The organism is Streptomyces sp. NPDC059788, assembly GCF_042732265.1.
In the GTDB taxonomy this organism is placed as follows: Bacteria; Actinomycetota; Actinomycetes; order Streptomycetales; family Streptomycetaceae; genus Streptomyces.
This window is the reverse complement of sequence record NZ_JBHWHY010000034.1, coordinates 39,458-56,147: the sequence shown is the minus strand read 5'-3', so window position 1 is coordinate 56,147 and position 16,690 is coordinate 39,458. Positions and strand designations below refer to the sequence as shown.

Here is a 16,690-nt window from a genome sequence, read left to right as displayed (position 1 = left end):
GCGTAGATTTTCGAACACGGTACTGTGAGGGCACCGCCTTACGCACCACACCATCGGGAGTGCCAGTGGCACGCGTCGTAGTCGACGTCATGCTCAAGCCGGAGATCCTCGACCCGCAGGGGCAGGCGGTGCAGCGCGCACTGCCTCGCCTGGGATTCGAGGGGATCGGCGACGTCCGTCAGGGCAAGCGTTTCGAACTTGAGGTGGAGGGCCCCGTCGACGACGCCGCCCTCGCCCGTATCCACGAGATGGCCGAGACCTTCCTCGCCAACACCGTCATCGAAGACTTCACCGTCCACGTCGAGGACCGGGCCGGATCATGACCGCACGCATCGGAGTCGTGACCTTCCCGGGCACGCTCGACGACCGTGACACCCAGCGCGCCGTACGGCTCGCCGGGGCCGAGGCGGTGCCGCTGTGGCACCGCGACAAGGACCTCAAGCAGGTCGACGCCGTGGTCCTGCCCGGCGGCTTCTCCTACGGCGACTATCTGCGGGCCGGCGCCATCTCCCGCTTCTCGCCGGTCATGGACACCGTGATCGAACAGGCCAAGGGCGGCATGCCGGTGCTCGGCATCTGTAACGGCTTCCAGGTCCTGACCGAGACGCACCTGCTGCCCGGCGCCATGCTGCGCAACGACAGCCTGCACTTCGTCTGCCGCGACCAGAAGCTGCGGGTGGAGAACGCGGACACCGCCTGGACCACCGACTACACGGCCGGCCAGGAGATCTCCGTACCGCTGAAGAACATCGACGGCCGGTACGTCGCCGACGAGCGCACGCTCGACCGGTTGGAGGCCGAGGGCCGGGTCGCCTTCCGCTATCTGACCCAGGGCGACACCGCCGACGGCTACGGCAACCCCAACGGTTCGCTGCGCGACATCGCCGGCATCACCAACGAGGCGGGCAACGTCGTCGGCCTCATGCCGCATCCCGAGCATGCCGTCGAGCCGCTGATCGGCACCGGCCGCACGGACGGCCTCGGATTCTTCACCTCGATCCTGAAGAAATTGGTCAACGCATGACGCTCGACACGGTCAAGCACGCAGCCGAGACGCCGGACACCGACCAGCCGTGGGCCGAACTGGGCCTGAAGCAGGACGAGTACGAGCGCGTCCGCGAGATCCTCGGCCGCCGTCCCACCGGCGCCGAACTCGCCATGTACTCCGTCATGTGGTCCGAGCACTGCTCGTACAAGAGCAGCAAGGTCCACCTGAAGCAGTTCGGGCAGAAGGTCCCGGAGAACGACGCGATGCTCGTCGGCATCGGCGAGAACGCCGGCGTCGTCGACGTCGGCCACGGCCTCGCGGTCACCTTCAAGGTCGAATCACACAACCACCCCTCCTACGTCGAGCCCTACCAGGGCGCCGCCACCGGCGTCGGGGGCATCGTCCGCGACATCATCGCCATGGGCGCCCGCCCGGTCGCGGTCGTGGACCCGCTGCGCTTCGGTGCCGCCGACCACCCCGACACCCGGCGCGTCCTGCCGGGCGTCGTCGCGGGCATCGGCGGCTACGGCAACTGCCTGGGCCTGCCCAACATCGGCGGCGAGGTCGTCTTCGACGCCTGTTACCAGGGCAACCCGCTGGTCAACGCCGGTGCCATCGGCGTGATGCGGCACGAGGACATCCACCTGGCCAAGGCCTCCGGCGCCGGCAACAAGGTCATCCTCTACGGCGCCCGGACCGGCGGCGACGGCATCGGCGGCGCCTCGATCCTGGCCTCCGAGACCTTCGACGACGCCAAGCCGTCGAAGCGCCCCGCCGTCCAGGTCGGCGACCCCTTCCAGGAGAAGCTGCTCATCGAGTGCACCCTGGAGGCGTTCGCCGAGAAGCTCGTCGTCGGCATCCAGGACCTCGGCGCGGCCGGGCTGTCCTGCGCCACCAGCGAGCTGGCGTCCAACGGCTCCGGCGGGATGCGCGTGGAGCTGGACGACGTACCGCTGCGCGACTCGACGCTCTCGCCCGAGGAAATCCTCATGAGCGAGTCGCAGGAACGCATGTGCGCCGTCGTCGAACCGGCCAAGGTCGAACGGTTCCTGGCGATCTGCGAGAAGTGGGACGTCACCGCCACCGTCATCGGCGAGGTCACCGACGGCGACCGGCTGGAGATCTACTGGCACGGCGAGAAGATCGTCGACGTCGACCCGAAGACCGTCGCCCACGAGGGCCCGGTCTACGAGCGTCCCTACGCCCGCCCCGCGTGGCAGGACGAGCTGCAGGCCGACGACGCGGGCCGGCTGCCGCGGCCGGAGACCGGCGAGGCGCTGCGCGAGCAGGTCCGCAAGCTGGTCGCCTCGCCCAACCAGGCGTCCAAGTCCTGGATCACCAGCCAGTACGACCACTTCGTGCAGGGCGGCACCGTGCTCGCCCAGCCGGAGGACGCCGGCATGATCCGCATCGACGAGTCGTCCGGGCTGGGCGTGGCCATCGCCACCGACGGCAACGGCCGCTACGCCAAGCTGGACCCGTACCACGGCGCGCAGCTGGCGCTGGCCGAGTCCTACCGCAACGTCGCGGCGACCGGCGCCAAGCCGCTCGCGGTCTCCGACTGCCTGAACTTCGGCTCGCCCGAGGACCCGGCCGTCATGTGGCAGTTCGCCGAGGCCGTACGCGGTCTCGCGGACGGCTGCCTGGAGCTGGGCACGCCCGTCACCGGCGGCAACGTCTCGCTCTACAACCAGACCGGCGAGGCCGCCATCCACCCGACCCCCGTGGTCGCGGTGCTGGGCGTGATCGACGACGTCAGCCGCCGTACGCCGGTCGCCTTCGCGGACGAGGGCCACCTCATCTACCTCCTCGGTGACACCAAGGACGAGCTGGGCGGCTCGGCCTGGTCCCAGGTCGTCCACGACCACCTGGGCGGACTGCCGCCGCAGGTGGACCTCGGCCGGGAGAAGCTGCTGGCCGAGATCCTGATCGCGGCTTCCCGCGACGGCATGGTCGACGCGGCGCACGACCTCTCCGACGGCGGCCTGGTCCAGGCTCTCGTCGAGTCGTGTCTGCGCGGCGGCAAGGGCGCCCGGATCGTCGTGCCCGACGGGCTGGACCCCTTCGTCCTGCTCTTCTCGGAGTCGGCGGGCCGCGCGATCGTCGCGGTCCCGCGCAGCGAGGAGCTGCGCTTCACCGACATGTGCGGTGCGCGCGGCCTGCCGGCCACCCGCATCGGCGTCGTCGACGGTGATGCGATCGACGTCCAGGGTCAGTTCACCCTCTCGCTGAGCGAGCTCCGCGAAGCCCACGAGGCAACCCTCCCGGCGTTGTTCGGCTGATACGGCCTTCAGCGGCGCCACAGTGCGCGCCGCGCCCGTCCGCCCGCACGGCGGCCGGGCGGCCTGGAGGCCCGGTGGCCCGTCCCTTTCCCGGGGCGGGCCACGGTCGCGTGGTGGGGGCACGTCGGCCGGGGCGGCGGGGCCTATCGGGGCGGCCGGGCGGGCGAGGCGAACGCTCGGTCCGTAGCGGTGCTTCCCCGGTCGGGCGAGCAGGCCGCTCGCTCCCTCGCATCGTTTGCCCCGTCCGTCGAGACAGCTCTCCGGTCCGTCGTGCCCCCGGCCCGGTGCGCAGCGCCACCCGCCCCGGCCCGCCGCGTCCCGGACCTGTCCGCACCAGCCGCGTCCGCGTCCCTCGGTATGCGCAGTGTCAGGAGCAGCGCCAGGGCCAGTACGCACGTCGAGCAGAGGAAGACCACGGCTATGGAGGAAGCGAAGGCGTCCACCGCCCGGGCGTGGGCCTCGCCCCGCAGGGTCGGTATGGCGCTGGTGGAGCCGCCGGGGCCGCGGTCGGCGTAGACGCGGGCGAGCACCGTGCCGAAGAAGGCGACGCCCAGTGAGCTGCCCAGGGTCTGGAAGAAGCGGACGCCGGTCGTCGCCACCCCGAGCCGGTGGCGCGGTGCGGCCTGCTGGACCAGCACGATCAGCTGTCCCAGTGTCTGGCCGAAGCCGGCGCCGAGCAGGAGGAGTTCGGCCCGTACGGCCCACAGGCTGGTGTCGGTGCCGTTGGCCGAGAGCAGGAGCGTGGCCACGGCGGCGCAGGCGGTGCCACTGATCACGGACTTCTTCTCCGACCAGCCGCGGGCGCCGAGCCGGCCCGTCACCAGGCCCGAGCCGGCCATGCCGATCGCTATCGGGATCATGAACAGGCCGGCGGAGGCGGGGTCGATGCCCCGCACCAGCTGGAGATGGAGCATCACGTAGACCATGGAGCCCACCAGGGCCACGCCGACCAGGCCCTGTACGGCGAAGGCGACGCGCAGCGTACGGATACGGAACAGCGACAGCGGGAGCAGTGGTTCGGCGGCGGTGGCCTGCCGCCACAGGAACAGGGCGAGCAGCCCCACGGCCCCGCCGGCCAGGCCCAGGATCACCGGGGAGCCCCAGCCGTGGTCCCGGCCGCCCCACTCCGTCATCAGCAGTAGCGCCGTGGAGAACGCGGCGGCCAGGGCCGCTCCGAAGAAGTCGATGCGCCGCCGCTCCCCGTGCCGCGGAAGTCTGAGGACGAGCGCCGACGCGATGAGCACGACGACGCCGACCGGCAGGTTGACGTAGAAGATCCAGCGCCAGTCCGCGTGCTCGGCGAGCAGCCCGCCGACGACCGGGCCCAGGGCCATGCCGGCCCCCGCGACCAGCCCGCCCATCCCGGCGCCCCGGCCCGTGCCGCGCCCTCCCGCCCCCGCGAGCTGGGCGATGACGACCATGGTGACGCTCATCAGCCCGCCACCGCCGAGGCCCTGCACCGCGCGGAAGGCGATCAGCTGGTCCATGTCCTGCGCGGCTCCGCACAGCGCCGAGCCGAGGAGGAAGGTGGCGACGGCCCCGAGGAAGACCCGTTTCGTGCCGAGGGAGTCGCAGAGCTTTCCGTACAGGGGCAGCGCGGCGGTGGCGGCGAGCGAGAAGGCGCTGATCAGCCACGGGATGCGGTCGACGCCGTGCAGCGGGTCCAGGTCGCGGACGATCGGGATCGTCGCGGCCGAGACGATGTTCTGGTCGAGGACGGCGAGCAGCATCGTCGCGAGGCAGACGGCGAAGCCGATCGCGCGCCGGGCCGGTGTCATGCCGTCCGGCCCGGCGGTCACACGGCCCGTGGGGGCCCGAGAAGGAGCGGTGGAAGCGTTCATGGCAGCACCATGCCCGCGAAGCGTGGACCGAGTCAATGTTTCATCCGGTATTATTTTTTGCCCTGGTACAGTGGTGGCATGGTCGAGGAGCTGGGACTGCGCGAGCGCAAGAAACTGCAGACGGAGCGGCGCGTCCGGCGGACCGCCGTCGAGCTGTTCCTGGAGCGGGGCTTCGAGAAGGTCTCCGTCCAGGAGATCGCCGCCGCCGCCGACGTCTCCAAGATGACCGTTTTCAACTACTACGGCTCCAAGGAGGACTTGGTCCTCAAGCCGATGGAGCACCACGCCGGTGACGCGGCCCGCGCCGTCCGTGAGCGTGCGCGGGGGGAGTCCGCGGTCGCGGCGGTGGGCCGTCAGTTCGTCGAGCTGCTGGACCTGCGGGATCCGTCCGTCGGCCTGTGCGACAAGACGGAGGTGCTCAGCATCCGCCGGCTGATCGTCGAGACACCGGCCCTGCTGCTGCGCGCGTACGCCAACCGGATGCACGGCCTCCAGCAGCTCGCCGAGGTGCTCGCGGAGGAGGCGGGCGGCGACCGCATGGACGCCCAGGTCGCCGCGGGCCAGCTGATGGCCGCGCGCAACGCCCTCATCAACGAGAACCACCGCAGGCTCCTGGCAGGCGAGTCCGCCGACGCCGTCCACCCGGACGCGGTCGCCGCCGCCCACCGCGCCTTCGGCCTGGTGGAGCGGGGGCTCGGGGACTACGCCACACGCCCCGCCGAGTAGCCTCGACGCCATGCCCAGTGCCCGTAAGCCCTCCGGCCGGACCCGCGCCCGCAGCTACGACTCCGCCAAGACCCGCGCGGCCGTCGTCGCACAGTTCGGACACGTGCGCGCCGCCGTCGAGCGCCTGGCCCCCGAGCAGTTCGCCCTGCCCACCCGCCTGGGCGACTGGACGGTCCGCGAGCTGGTCGCCCACCTGGCCATGGCGGTCGAACAGGTCCCCGCGGCGCTGGGGCAACCCGCGCCGCCCGCCCAGGAAGTCACCCTCGCCACCTGGCCGTCCGCGACCCGCGCCCTGGCCGCGAAGGTCGACGAGATCGCCCGCGACACGGCAGCCGGCGCCGCACCGGCCGACCTCCTGAACAACGCCGCCGCCCGCTACGCCGAGGCCGTCCCCCCGGCCCCCGACGACCGGCTGCTGGCGGCCCGGATCGGCGCGATGCGGCTGGACGACTTCCTGGTGGTCCGCTGCGTCGAACTGGTCGTGCACACCGACGACCTGGCCGCCGCCACCGGCCTGGAGATTCCGTACGACCGCCACGCCCTGGCCACCGCCACCCGGCTGCTTGCCGACGCGCTCGCCACCAAGGCGCCCGGCGGTTCGGTCGAGGTCCGGGTGCCGCCGTTCGCCGTCGTCCAGTGCGTCGAGGGCCCTCGGCACACCCGGGGCACGCCGCCGAACGTCGTCGAGACCGACCCGATCACCTGGCTCCGACTGGCCACCGGCCGTACGGACTGGCCCGCGGCGGTCGAGGACGCCGCCGTGAGCGCCAGCGGCGAACGAGCCGATCTCGCCCCGTACCTGCCCCTCATGGGCTGAGCCCCAAGCGGGGACAGGCACTTCCGGCGCCGCGTCTCACCCCTTCGGATACGGCAGCAACGTGGCGTCCACCGCCTCCCAGGCCGCCCGCAGCTCCGCCAGCCGCCGCCCCTCTGCCCCCGCCCGGTCCGCCTGCTCGCGGGGGTCCTCGGCCACCTGGAACAGCTGGTCCCGGCCTCCCTTGCCCCGGTAGTACTTCCAGTCGCCGCGGCGCAGCGCCCGCTCACCCCGGGTACGCCAGAACAGGTCGCGCTCGGCGAGCGGTTCGCCGCGCAGCAGATAGCCCGCAAGGCTCGTGCCGTCCAGCGGATACGCGCGGTGCGGCCGGGCGCCGGCGACCTCCAGCAGGGTCGCCGTCCAGTCGGGACTGAAGTGCGGCTCGTGGCTGACCTGGCCGCCGTCGATGCGGGCCGGCCAGCGCACGATCGCCGGTATGCGGATGCCGCCCTCCTGGAGCGTGAACTTGTTGCCGCTCAGCGGCCAGTTGTAGGACCAGCGCTCGCCGCCGTTGTCGCTTCCGAAGAAGACCAGGGTGTCCCGCTCCTGCCCGGAGCGCTTCAGGGCGGCCAGCACCGTGCCCACGGACCGGTCCAGGTCCTCGACCATCTCCTTGTACTTGGCCAGCGAACCGCCGTCCCGGTGCTGCAGCGCACCCTTGTCGCCTGCCCTGATACGGCGGACGATCTCCGCGCTCGCGGCTTCGTCGCCGTCCGCGATCCACGGCCAGTGCGGGGTGGTGTAGTTCAGGTTGAGCAGCCACGGCCGCCCGTGCCGCCCGCCCACGAAGTCGACGGCGCGTTCGGTGATGATCCGCGTGTAGTAGCGCAGGTCGCGGTATTCGGTGTCGCCCTCGGTGACGTTGCCTTCGTAAAGGTCGTACTCCCCGGCCAGGCCGAGCTTGGAGTAGTACTCCAGCGCTCCGCCGAAGTTCCCGAAGAAGGTGTCCCAGCCCGACTTGGTGGGGCTGTGGTCCGGCAGGTAGCCGCAGTGCCACTTGCCGATCAGACCGGTCGCGTACCCGGCGTCGCGCAGCAGCGAGGCGAGGGTGGGGTGGTCCGGTTCGAGTCCGACGGTCCGGTCCGCGATGGGCTCGGCCAGCCCGCCTTCGGTACGGCCGGGAAAGCGGCCGGTGTAGAGCGAGAACCGGGTGGGGGAGCAGGTCGCGGACCCGGAGTAGGCCTGGGTGAAGCGCACGCCATGACGGGCCAGCCGGTCGAGGTGGGGCGTACGGATGTCCGGCGACCCGTAGGAGGACAGATCGGCCCAGCCCAGGTCGTCGCCGAGGATGAACAGGATGTTCGGGCGCCGCGCCGCCCGGCGGCCGGTCGCCGCGCGAAACGGCTGCTCCCGGTACGTGCTCCCGGCGGCGTGTGCGGGGCTCGCGGCGCCCGTGGCCAGGGCGCCGGTGGCGGCGGTGGCACCGACGAGCCCGCCGAACGCCCGGCGGGAGATCCCACCCGCCGTACGGGCAATCCCCTCCTCGCGGGACGAACCGGACGCCGAGGCGCCCGCGGCCCCGGAGGCCTCCGAGGCTCCTGAGGCCTCCGGGGCCCCCGAGGGCGAGGCCGTATCCGAAGAAGCCGAAGCCGAAACCCCAGCCGACGAAGCCAACGAAGCCGACAAACGGCCAAAACCAGATTCAGAACGCGTCACGAAAGGCGACCTTCCGGGTGAAGGGACGGCGACCGCGCGCACCACACAGGCCCGCTACGGAAGCGCGAAAAGAAGCAGCGCGAGACCGGTCCGAAAAGCCCGGAAATCACCAGAAGCGGCCACCGGAACACCACCCGCCGAAAGTCGAGTGGCGCATCTCACCCCGGTCCCGTACGGCGGCCGTACGGGACCGGAGGGTTACCGCGGTGACCGGGGGAAGGCCGTGGGGTGACCGAGGGGCGCGCACCGGAATCCGTGGCGCACGGACCGGGCCTCGCGTGCAGAGAACGTGAAGACGAACGCGGGGAAAAGCGGCGCTCAGCCGCGCCGCACGCGGCGACAGATGGCGCTGGCGACGCGACCGAGGTCGACGTGGCGGCGCCGCACCAGGGGCTGCGGGCTCTGCATGGAGCGTGATCCTGTCCGTGACCAGGTGCTCACGTCAAGCATTCGGCCAACTGGGCCGGTGCCGCCGGACACCGCCCCGGTTCGCTCCCCGGTTCGGATGAATCGCGGACCTGCCCTAGACTCGGTGCTGTGCCACGTGGTGACGGACGACTCAGCCACGACCTGCTCCCCGGCGAGAAGGGCCCCCAGGACGCATGTGGCGTCTTCGGTGTCTGGGCTCCGGGTGAAGAGGTCGCCAAACTCACCTATTTCGGGCTGTATGCCCTGCAGCACCGCGGACAGGAGTCCGCGGGCATCGCAGTGAGCAACGGCTCCCAAATCCTCGTATTCAAGGACATGGGCCTGGTTTCCCAGGTCTTCGACGAGACATCCCTCGGTTCCCTCCAGGGCCACATCGCCGTGGGCCACGCCCGCTACTCCACCACCGGTGCCTCGGTGTGGGAGAACGCCCAGCCGACGTTCCGTGCGACCGCGCACGGCTCGATCGCCCTGGGTCACAACGGCAACCTGGTCAACACCGCCGAACTCGCCGAGATGGTCGCCGCGCTGCCCCGTGAGGGCGGCCGTGCGACCCAGGTCGCGGCGACCAACGACACCGACCTCGTGACGGCCCTGCTGGCCGGCCAGGTCGACGAGGACGGCAAGCCGCTGACCGTCGAGGAGGCCGCGCCGCGCGTCCTTCCCAAGGTCATGGGCGCCTTCTCGCTGTGCTTCATGGACGAGCACACGCTGTACGCCGCCCGTGACCCGCAGGGCATCCGCCCGCTGGTCCTCGGCCGCCTGGAGCGCGGCTGGGTGGTGGCCTCCGAGACGGCCGCCCTGGACATCTGCGGTGCCAGCTTCATCCGCGAGATCGAGCCGGGCGAGATGATCGCCGTCGACGAGAACGGCCTGCGCAGCTCCCGCTTCGCCGAGGCGAAGCCCAAGGGCTGTGTCTTCGAGTACGTCTACCTGGCCCGCCCCGACACCGACATCGCGGGCCGCAACGTGTACCTCTCCCGGGTGGAGATGGGCCGCAGGCTGGCCGCCGAGGCCCCCGCGGAAGCCGACCTCGTCATAGCGACCCCGGAGTCCGGCACCCCGGCCGCGGTCGGCTACGCCGAGGCCAGTGGCATCCCGTACGGCGTCGGACTGGTCAAGAACTCCTACGTCGGCCGGACCTTCATCCAGCCCTCGCAGACCATCCGCCAGCTCGGCATCCGGCTCAAGCTCAACCCGCTCAAGGAAGTCATCCGCGGCAAGCGCCTGGTGGTCGTCGACGACTCGATCGTCCGCGGCAACACCCAGCGCGCCCTGGTCCGGATGCTGCGCGAGGCCGGCGCCGCCGAGGTCCACATCCGGATCTCCTCGCCGCCGATCAAGTGGCCGTGTTTCTACGGCATCGACTTCGCCACCCGCGCCGAGCTGATCGCCAACGGTCTGACCGTGGACGAGATCGGCACGTCGCTGGGCGCCGACTCGCTGTCGTACATCTCGATCGACGGAATGATCGAGTCGACCACGATCGCCAAGCCGGACCTGTGCCGGGCGTGCTTCGACGGCCAGTACCCGGTCGATCTCCCCGACCCGGAGCTGCTGGGCAAGCACCTCCTGGAGTCGGAGACCGCGGGCACGGCCAAGCCGGACCTGGACGGCGTCGAGACGCTGACGGCAGGGGTCGGCGGCGCCGACGCGCTGCGCCGCCCGTAGAGCTCGTACACACCGACAGGAAAGATCTCAACGCCATGTCTGCCGAGTCTTTTGAGCGTGCCCAGCACGCGGGCACCAGCGCCAGCTACGCAGCAGCGGGCGTGGACATCGAAGCGGGCGACCGCGCCGTCGACCTGATGAAGCAGTGGGTCAAGAAGGCCACCCGCCCCGAGGTCGTCGGCGGCCTCGGCGGGTTCGCCGGCCTCTTCGACGCCTCGGCCCTCAAGCGGTACGAGCGGCCGCTGCTCGCCTCGGCCACCGACGGTGTCGGCACCAAGGTCGACATCGCCCGCCGGATGGGCGTGTACGACACGATCGGCCACGACCTGGTCGGCATGGTCGTGGACGACCTGGTCGTCTGCGGGGCCGAGCCGTTGTTCATGACCGACTACATCTGCGTCGGCAAGGTCTACCCGGAGCGGGTCGCGGCGATCGTCAAGGGCATCGCCGAGGGCTGTGTGCTGGCAGGCTGCGCGCTGGTCGGCGGGGAGACCGCCGAGCACCCCGGCCTGCTCGGGGCGGACGACTTCGACGTCGCGGGCGCCGGTACGGGCGTCGTCGAGGCGGACCGGGTGCTGGGCGCGGATCGTATCCGTAAGGGTGACGTCGTCATCGCGATGGAGTCCTCCGGACTTCACTCGAACGGGTACTCGCTCGTCCGGCACGTGCTGTTCGACCGGGCCGGGATGTCCCTGGACCAGCGGGTCGAGGAGCTCGGCCGCACCCTCGGCGAGGAGCTGCTGGAGCCCACGAAGATCTACTCGCTGGACTGCCTGGCGCTGACCCGTACGGCCGAGGTGCACGCCTTCTCGCACATCACCGGCGGCGGCCTGGCCAACAACCTCGCCCGGGTCATCCCGGACGGCCTGCACGCCACCGTCGACCGGTCCACCTGGACCCCGGGCGCGATCTTCGACCTGGTCGGCAGGGCCGGCGACGTCGAGCGGCTGGAGCTGGAGAAGACCCTGAACATGGGCGTCGGCATGATGGCCGTCGTCCCGCAGGAGTCGGTGGACGTGGCCCTGGCCACCCTCGCGGACCGCGGCGTGGACGCCTGGGTCGGCGGCGAGATCGTCGAGCGCGGTGAGCACACCGAGGCAGTGACCCTGACCGGTGACTATTCCGCCTGAGCCGGCCCGCGTCAGGGCAGCACAGAACCCGGTCCGAGGTGGCTACCCCGGACCGGGTCCGTGGAAATGCTGTGCACACCGTGCACGTACGACAGAGGAGACGTCGTACGTCAGGCGCGACGACGCTGCTGGGACGAGTTGCCCTCGTCCTCGTCATCGTCGTCGTGGTTGTAAAGGTCGGCGTACCGCGCGTACGGGTCGTCGTCCTCGTCATCCTCGAACGGCTCGCCGTTCGGCGGCTGCTGTGCCGGCTGTTGCGGCGATGCACCCAGCTCTTCGGCCAGGCGTGAGAGATCAGTCCCACCGCTGTTGTACTTCAGCTGGCGGGCGACCTTCGTCTGCTTGGCCTTGGCCCGGCCGCGCCCCATGGCTCGACCCCCTCAACGACGGGGCTCGACGGCCCCAGAGTCTTGACACGCGTTCATGATTCAGAGCGGACTCTCGACAGAGAGACCGGCCCGTAGGGCTTCAACGGTACCTGCTTCCGCGGCCATACGGTACGTCGCCCGCATCACCGACCGCTCGGCAGGACCGGCAGGGCGCCCCGTCCCCGCTGGTCAGCTGCGATTTTAACCTGTCCGGTCCGGCGACCCGCCGACGGGTGGTGAGGGATGTCTCCTTCACCACCCGTGATCCCTTACGGAGCGCCCGGAGATCGTCACGCGAGCGCTCCGCCGCGCCTTTTCCGTACGGTACGTGACGGCCGCCGGTACGGTCCGTGACCGGCGGGGCATCCGTAGGGCCGTACGGGCCCTCTCGGGCCCTTCCGAGAACGTGATCGGATCGCGATCGGCTTCGGTCGGACCCGAGCATTGGTGGACATTCGCGAGCGGAATCGGTCGGGACCTTCGCCACAACCGGCTGGAAAAATGGCCTGAACCGATCGGTCCGGCCGGGTCGGCGGCGCCGCCGGAGCGCGGGCGCCGGGCGTGTCAGGCCCGCCGGGCGTCCGCCATGCGCTGTTCGGCCAGCCGGTCCGCCGCCGCGGCGGGCGGAATACCGTCCTCCTTCGCACGAGCGAATATCGCCAGTGTGGTGTCGAAGATCTTCGCCGCCTTGGTCTTGCAGCGGTCGAAGTCGAAACCGTGCAGCTCGTCGGCCACCTGGATCACGCCACCGGCGTTGACCACGTAGTCCGGCGCGTAGAGGACTCCGCGGTCGGAAAGATCCTTCTCGACACCGGGGTGTGCCAGCTGGTTGTTGGCCGCGCCGCAGACCACCTTGGCGGTCAGCGCCGGCACCGACTCGTCGTTCAGAGCGCCGCCGAGGGCGCACGGCGCGTACACGTCCAGGCCCTCGGTGCGGATCAGCGTCCCGGTGTCCGCGGCCACCCGGACCTGCGGGTGGCGGGACCGGACGCGCTCGATCGACTCGGCGCGCACATCCGTGATCACGACCTCCGCGCCGTCCTGGAGGAGGTGTTCGACGAGGTGGTGGCCCACCTTGCCGACGCCCGCGACGCCGACCGTGCGGCCGCGCAGCGTCGGGTCGCCCCACAGGTGCTGCGCCGAGGCGCGCATCCCCTGGAAGACGCCGAAGGCGGTCAGCACCGAGGAGTCGCCGGCGCCGCCGTTCTCGGGCGAGCGGCCGGTGGTCCACTTGTTGGCGCGGGCGACGACGTCCATGTCCGCGACGTACGTACCGACGTCGCAGGCGGTCACATAGCGGCCCCCGAGGGAAGCCACGAACCGGCCGTACGCGAGCAGGAGTTCTTCGGTCTTGATCAGTTCGGGGTCGCCGATGATCACTGCCTTGCCGCCGCCGTGGTCGAGGCCGGCGAGGGCGTTCTTGTACGACATGCCACGGGAGAGGTTGAGGGCGTCCAGCACGGCCTCCTCCTCGGAGGCGTACGCGTGGAAACGGGTGCCGCCGAGGGCCGGGCCCAGGGCGGTGTCGTGGATGGCGATGACGGCCCGCAGGCCGCTGGCGCGGTCCTGGCAGAGGACGACTTGCTCGTGGCCACCCTGCTCGGAGCGGAACAGGGTGTGCAGGACGCCGCCGTCGGCACTGACGGCGGTAGGACGTACGTCGGTCACGGTGGTGACTCCCATAAGTCGCGGAGGACGCCCTCCGGTGGCTCCCTCGTGCTTGTGGCGGCGGGAGGGCGGGAGGGCCGGTCGGGAAGAGAGTAAGACCTGAGGGGCGCGCTGATCGGTGCAGTGCGGAGGATCACCCTCTCCTGGGGGACGGGCGTGGGACGATTTGCCGTATCCCGAGCCGGGCGGCGCGAGCCAACTCCCGGCACTTTGCACCTCTTTGCCATTCTTTGCGGTTGTTCTGCGGACGTCACGTTGAAGGAATCAAAGGAGCGGGCGTGGCTCAGGCGTCATCGGTGATGGTCCCGTACGCGGCATATCTACGGGTCTACGAGCCGCTCGCGGCGTTCCCCGAGCCGGAGCGCTCCTACTGGGCGCGCTACGCCCGGCGCGCCGAGACCCCCTCGGTTCAGGACGAACTTCGGCGGTCTCTGGCCGATTTGCTGCCCACTCCGCCGGTGCCGGTCCCGGTCCACGAGAGCAGCGACGCCTTCGTCGCGGTCGTGGATGGTGTGACGTGTGTGTGTCCCTGGCGGACGCGGCTGCGCGGCTGGCAGGCCCTGGAGGAGCTGTCCGAGCTGCTTCCGGCGCCCGTGCTGGACGCGGCGCTGCCCCCGGTGGTGCGGCGCCAGGCGGCCGCGGACTACGAGGAGTGGCTGGAGCGCAATCCGGACGCCCGGCCCTGGATCCGCACCGCGACCTGGCACGTTCCGGTGCGCTGGTTCGCGCTCTTCGGGGATGACGAGCGGGAGTACACCAAGAGCGAGCACGGGCCGGTGCTGCGCTACCGGACGCCCATGGTGCAGGCGCGGCGCCGGGTGGCGCGGGGCCTGCGGACGCTGCGGGACTCCCTGGAGGAGGGGCCGTTGATCGACGGCCTGGTGGATGTGGGCCGCTGGCTGGAGGAGTTCCATCCGCGGGCGCTGGTGGAGCTGGACTACGGCGGGCTGGTGCACGCGGTGCCCGAGGGGCAGCTCGCCGAGGACCGGTCGGCCGCTGAGGTGGCGGAGGGGCTGGCGGCGCTGCGCGAGGGCGACAGCGACCGGGCCGGCGAGGCGTACGAGAAGCTGTCGGACCGGTGGCGCGAGGTGCGGGAGCGTCAGTTCGCCAGCTGAGGCGGGCGTGGCCGGAGGGGTTCGCAGGGGCGGGTCCGGGCCGCGTACGGGTGTCGCGGATGGTCCGTACGGGCTCGGGTGGTGACCAACCGTGCGCGCGGGACGACAAAATGATCTGCGGCCCGCGAGGCTCGTGCACACTACTGAGACGGAGTTCGTGGGACGTAGGTCCCGATCCGGGCGATTGCCTCAAGCGTGACCTAAAGCACTGACTTCGGGCCTTGCGGCCAAGCCATACCCTCGTGCCAAAATAGGACAAGGAGCCTGACAAGGGCTCCTTCCGCCCTACTAAGGGCGGATAGTTCGGTATTGCGCTCCTTGGTGGGTCTGATGGCGGCTGATCACCGTGTGACTGATCGTCACGGTGGTGTGACTGTCCGCTATGGCATAGTCCATCGGCTTCCGCCGAGGTTGAACACCTGAGAGGGCAATTCCATCGGTTTGGCCGACGTGGCTGGACAGATGGTGTAGTTGTAGTGCCGAGGACAAGCCGTTCGTCCTATAACCGACTCGGCCCGCGTCCGCCATTTCGGGCAACGCGGGTCAAGGTGCAGAATTTAGAGGAAAGAACCGTGATGGTTCGGTTCTCCCGAGGAGGCCGCTCATGACCGCTCGCACCCCTGACGCCGAGCCGCTGCTTACCCCCGCCGAGGTCGCCACGATGTTCCGCGTGGACCCGAAGACGGTGACCCGCTGGGCCAAGGCAGGCAAGCTCACGTCCATCCGCACGCTCGGAGGACACCGGCGCTACCGCGAGGCCGAGGTTCGCGCACTGCTCGCGGGCATTCCGCAGCAGCGCAGCGAATCCTGAACAACCGCATAACCGTGCTGTTTTCGGGTCCCCCAACCCGGACTCGGCCAGTGGAGCCCCACCCGGCTTCGCACCGCACCACCTAGCACCACACAGCTCCATACGACGCGGAGCCTGCCCCAACAGGCCCCACACCCGCACCATCTGGGTACGTCATCGATCGCGCTGGACTCCGCCGGGTCCAGCGCGATCTTTTTTGCGCGCACCGGGCCCCGCGTGCCGGTCCGCCCCGGCCGGCTGGACACCGCCCGCGGGGGCCGCCGAGGGCGGACCCCCGCTGTTCTCCGGTCCAGTCCAAGGACTGCCGGGCGGGCGGTGCAATTGCACATATTAAATTGACCGGGTGTAGGGCGGCCGTAAGATTCCCGGTTCCTGAAACCCGTCCGGTGACACCCGTCACAGGCCGGGAAGGTTGTGGCGTCGGCGCCGCTGCGATAGAAGGCCCGCGCGCCGCCGTTCCCTCAACAGCCTCCCACCGCGGGGGCGGTGGGGAAGGCGCCGTTGGTCACCGGGCCGGGGGACTTTGGTCCCCGGCGGCCTCCTCTGCGCCCTTCGCGGCCGACGCGCAAGGCGCTGCCGACGGAGCTTCGGGAGACGCCGGGTCCGTGCGCGGTGACGCCTCAGAGGCCCTGGAGGGCCCCCTGGAGGGCTTCACGGACGTCCGGGCGCCGGAGTCGGCGGCCGGGGCGCCGGCGGCCCGGTCACGGGGCTCCATGGCGAGCCGCAGGAGGCGGGCGCAGACGGGGCAGTGGCGGGTCAGGTGGCGATACCCCGTGGCGGCCGACAGGTGGGCCCGCAGCAGTGCTCTGGTCTCGTGCCTGGCGGCTGTCGACATCGCACGCTCCTCCCGGCCCCGCGCCCTTCCCCGTGACTACCGGTGGTACGTGCCCCAGTCAATACGCGCATCGGCCCGGACCCGTAGGGCCCGGACCTTCCGGCCGCGGGTGGAGCGCCGCTCCCGTCCACACTCCCCCACCACAGGTCGGCGCAAACGGCCCGTGCCCCGGAGGCAACCGCGAGCTTTCCGGGGAATCGGGGCAACGCAATCGGCCCGCGTCCCAGAAGGGGCGCGGGCCGATGAATGCGGTCCTGACGGGATTTGAACCCGCGGCCTCCACCTTGACAGGGTGGCGAGCACTCCAAACTGCTCCACAGGACCTTGGTGCGGCTTCCGCTTGCGCGGTGCTGCGAAGC

General features: G+C 71.0%; 15 protein-coding genes and 1 tRNA gene. 9 read left to right on the top strand and 7 right to left on the bottom strand.

Features of this window, described 5'->3' with window-relative positions:
* Nucleotides 1–65: 65 nt before the first annotated feature.
* From purS to purL, 3 genes are read left to right on the top strand one after another with little or no spacing between them, the layout of a single operon-like run.
* A complete protein-coding gene (gene purS, locus ACFV57_RS27700; protein ID WP_030679308.1) occupies nt 66–323 on the top strand; it encodes a phosphoribosylformylglycinamidine synthase subunit PurS in 258 nt (85 codons plus the stop codon).
* Nucleotides 320–1,024 carry a phosphoribosylformylglycinamidine synthase subunit PurQ gene (purQ, locus tag ACFV57_RS27695; protein ID WP_385237859.1) on the top strand — a complete coding sequence of 235 codons (705 nt, stop codon included), beginning with the start codon at nt 320–322 and terminating at the stop codon, nt 1,022–1,024. The genes purS and purQ overlap by 4 nt, the downstream gene beginning before the upstream one ends.
* On the top strand, nt 1,021–3,270 hold the full coding sequence (gene purL, locus ACFV57_RS27690; protein ID WP_385237857.1) for a phosphoribosylformylglycinamidine synthase subunit PurL: 2,250 nt from the start codon (nt 1,021–1,023) through the stop codon (nt 3,268–3,270). The genes purQ and purL overlap by 4 nt, the downstream gene beginning before the upstream one ends.
* Before the next feature lie 143 nt (nt 3,271–3,413).
* Here the strand turns inward: purL and ACFV57_RS27685 are convergent, their stop codons facing one another.
* The gene (locus ACFV57_RS27685; RefSeq protein ID WP_385237959.1) at nt 3,414–5,048 is read right to left on the bottom strand and encodes an MFS transporter; all 1,635 of its coding nucleotides are present in this window, start codon (nt 5,046–5,048) and stop codon (nt 3,414–3,416) included.
* A 141-nt stretch (nt 5,049–5,189) separates the two neighbouring features.
* Here ACFV57_RS27685 and ACFV57_RS27680 point away from each other — a divergent pair, with 141 nt between their 5' ends.
* The gene (locus ACFV57_RS27680) at nt 5,190–5,837 is read left to right on the top strand and encodes a TetR/AcrR family transcriptional regulator (protein WP_385237855.1); all 648 of its coding nucleotides are present in this window, start codon (nt 5,190–5,192) and stop codon (nt 5,835–5,837) included.
* A 10-nt stretch (nt 5,838–5,847) separates the two neighbouring features.
* Nucleotides 5,848–6,654 (top strand): sterol carrier family protein, encoded by an 807-nt coding sequence (locus tag ACFV57_RS27675; RefSeq protein WP_385237853.1) that lies wholly within the window; start codon nt 5,848–5,850, stop codon nt 6,652–6,654.
* Between the two features lie 36 nt (nt 6,655–6,690).
* Here the strand turns inward: ACFV57_RS27675 and ACFV57_RS27670 are convergent, their stop codons facing one another.
* Nucleotides 6,691–8,106 (bottom strand): sulfatase, encoded by a 1,416-nt coding sequence (locus tag ACFV57_RS27670; RefSeq protein WP_385237957.1) that lies wholly within the window; start codon nt 8,104–8,106, stop codon nt 6,691–6,693.
* A gap of 519 nt (nt 8,107–8,625) precedes the next feature.
* Nucleotides 8,626–8,715, bottom strand: a complete 90-nt coding sequence (locus ACFV57_RS27665; RefSeq protein ID WP_385237851.1) for a putative leader peptide — start codon at nt 8,713–8,715, stop codon at nt 8,626–8,628.
* Nucleotides 8,716–8,844: 129 nt separating this feature from the next.
* Between ACFV57_RS27665 and purF the strand changes: the two genes are divergently transcribed.
* Nucleotides 8,845–10,404: an amidophosphoribosyltransferase gene (purF, locus tag ACFV57_RS27660; RefSeq protein ID WP_385237849.1), complete on the top strand. Its 1,560-nt coding sequence runs from the start codon at nt 8,845–8,847 to the stop codon at nt 10,402–10,404.
* A gap of 35 nt (nt 10,405–10,439) precedes the next feature.
* Nucleotides 10,440–11,534 (top strand): phosphoribosylformylglycinamidine cyclo-ligase, encoded by a 1,095-nt coding sequence (purM, locus tag ACFV57_RS27655; RefSeq protein WP_385237847.1) that lies wholly within the window; start codon nt 10,440–10,442, stop codon nt 11,532–11,534.
* A 110-nt stretch (nt 11,535–11,644) separates the two neighbouring features.
* Here purM and ACFV57_RS27650 read toward each other — a convergent pair whose 3' ends face one another.
* Together ACFV57_RS27650 and ACFV57_RS27645 are read right to left on the bottom strand one after the other, a co-directional pair.
* Nucleotides 11,645–11,902, bottom strand: coding sequence for a DUF3073 domain-containing protein (locus ACFV57_RS27650; RefSeq protein WP_385237845.1), 258 nt, complete (start codon nt 11,900–11,902; stop codon nt 11,645–11,647).
* A gap of 564 nt (nt 11,903–12,466) precedes the next feature.
* Complete coding sequence (locus ACFV57_RS27645; protein WP_385237843.1) at nt 12,467–13,585, bottom strand: Leu/Phe/Val dehydrogenase; 1,119 nt, start codon at nt 13,583–13,585, stop codon at nt 12,467–12,469.
* Nucleotides 13,586–13,848: 263 nt separating this feature from the next.
* On the opposite strand from ACFV57_RS27645, the gene ACFV57_RS27640 reads away from it, so the two are divergent.
* Both ACFV57_RS27640 and bldC read left to right on the top strand, forming a co-directional pair.
* A complete protein-coding gene (locus tag ACFV57_RS27640) occupies nt 13,849–14,685 on the top strand; it encodes a hypothetical protein (RefSeq protein ID WP_385237841.1) in 837 nt (278 codons plus the stop codon).
* A gap of 604 nt (nt 14,686–15,289) precedes the next feature.
* Nucleotides 15,290–15,496, top strand: coding sequence for a developmental transcriptional regulator BldC (gene bldC, locus ACFV57_RS27635; RefSeq protein WP_003980577.1), 207 nt, complete (start codon nt 15,290–15,292; stop codon nt 15,494–15,496).
* A gap of 505 nt (nt 15,497–16,001) precedes the next feature.
* On the opposite strand, the gene ACFV57_RS27630 is transcribed toward bldC, so the two are convergent.
* Together ACFV57_RS27630 and ACFV57_RS27625 are read right to left on the bottom strand one after the other, a co-directional pair.
* Nucleotides 16,002–16,331, bottom strand: a complete 330-nt coding sequence (locus ACFV57_RS27630) for a DUF6274 family protein (protein WP_385237839.1) — start codon at nt 16,329–16,331, stop codon at nt 16,002–16,004.
* 249 nt (nt 16,332–16,580) lie between these two features.
* Nucleotides 16,581–16,655, bottom strand: a tRNA-Asp gene (locus tag ACFV57_RS27625).
* Between the last annotated feature and the right edge of the window lie 35 nt (nt 16,656–16,690).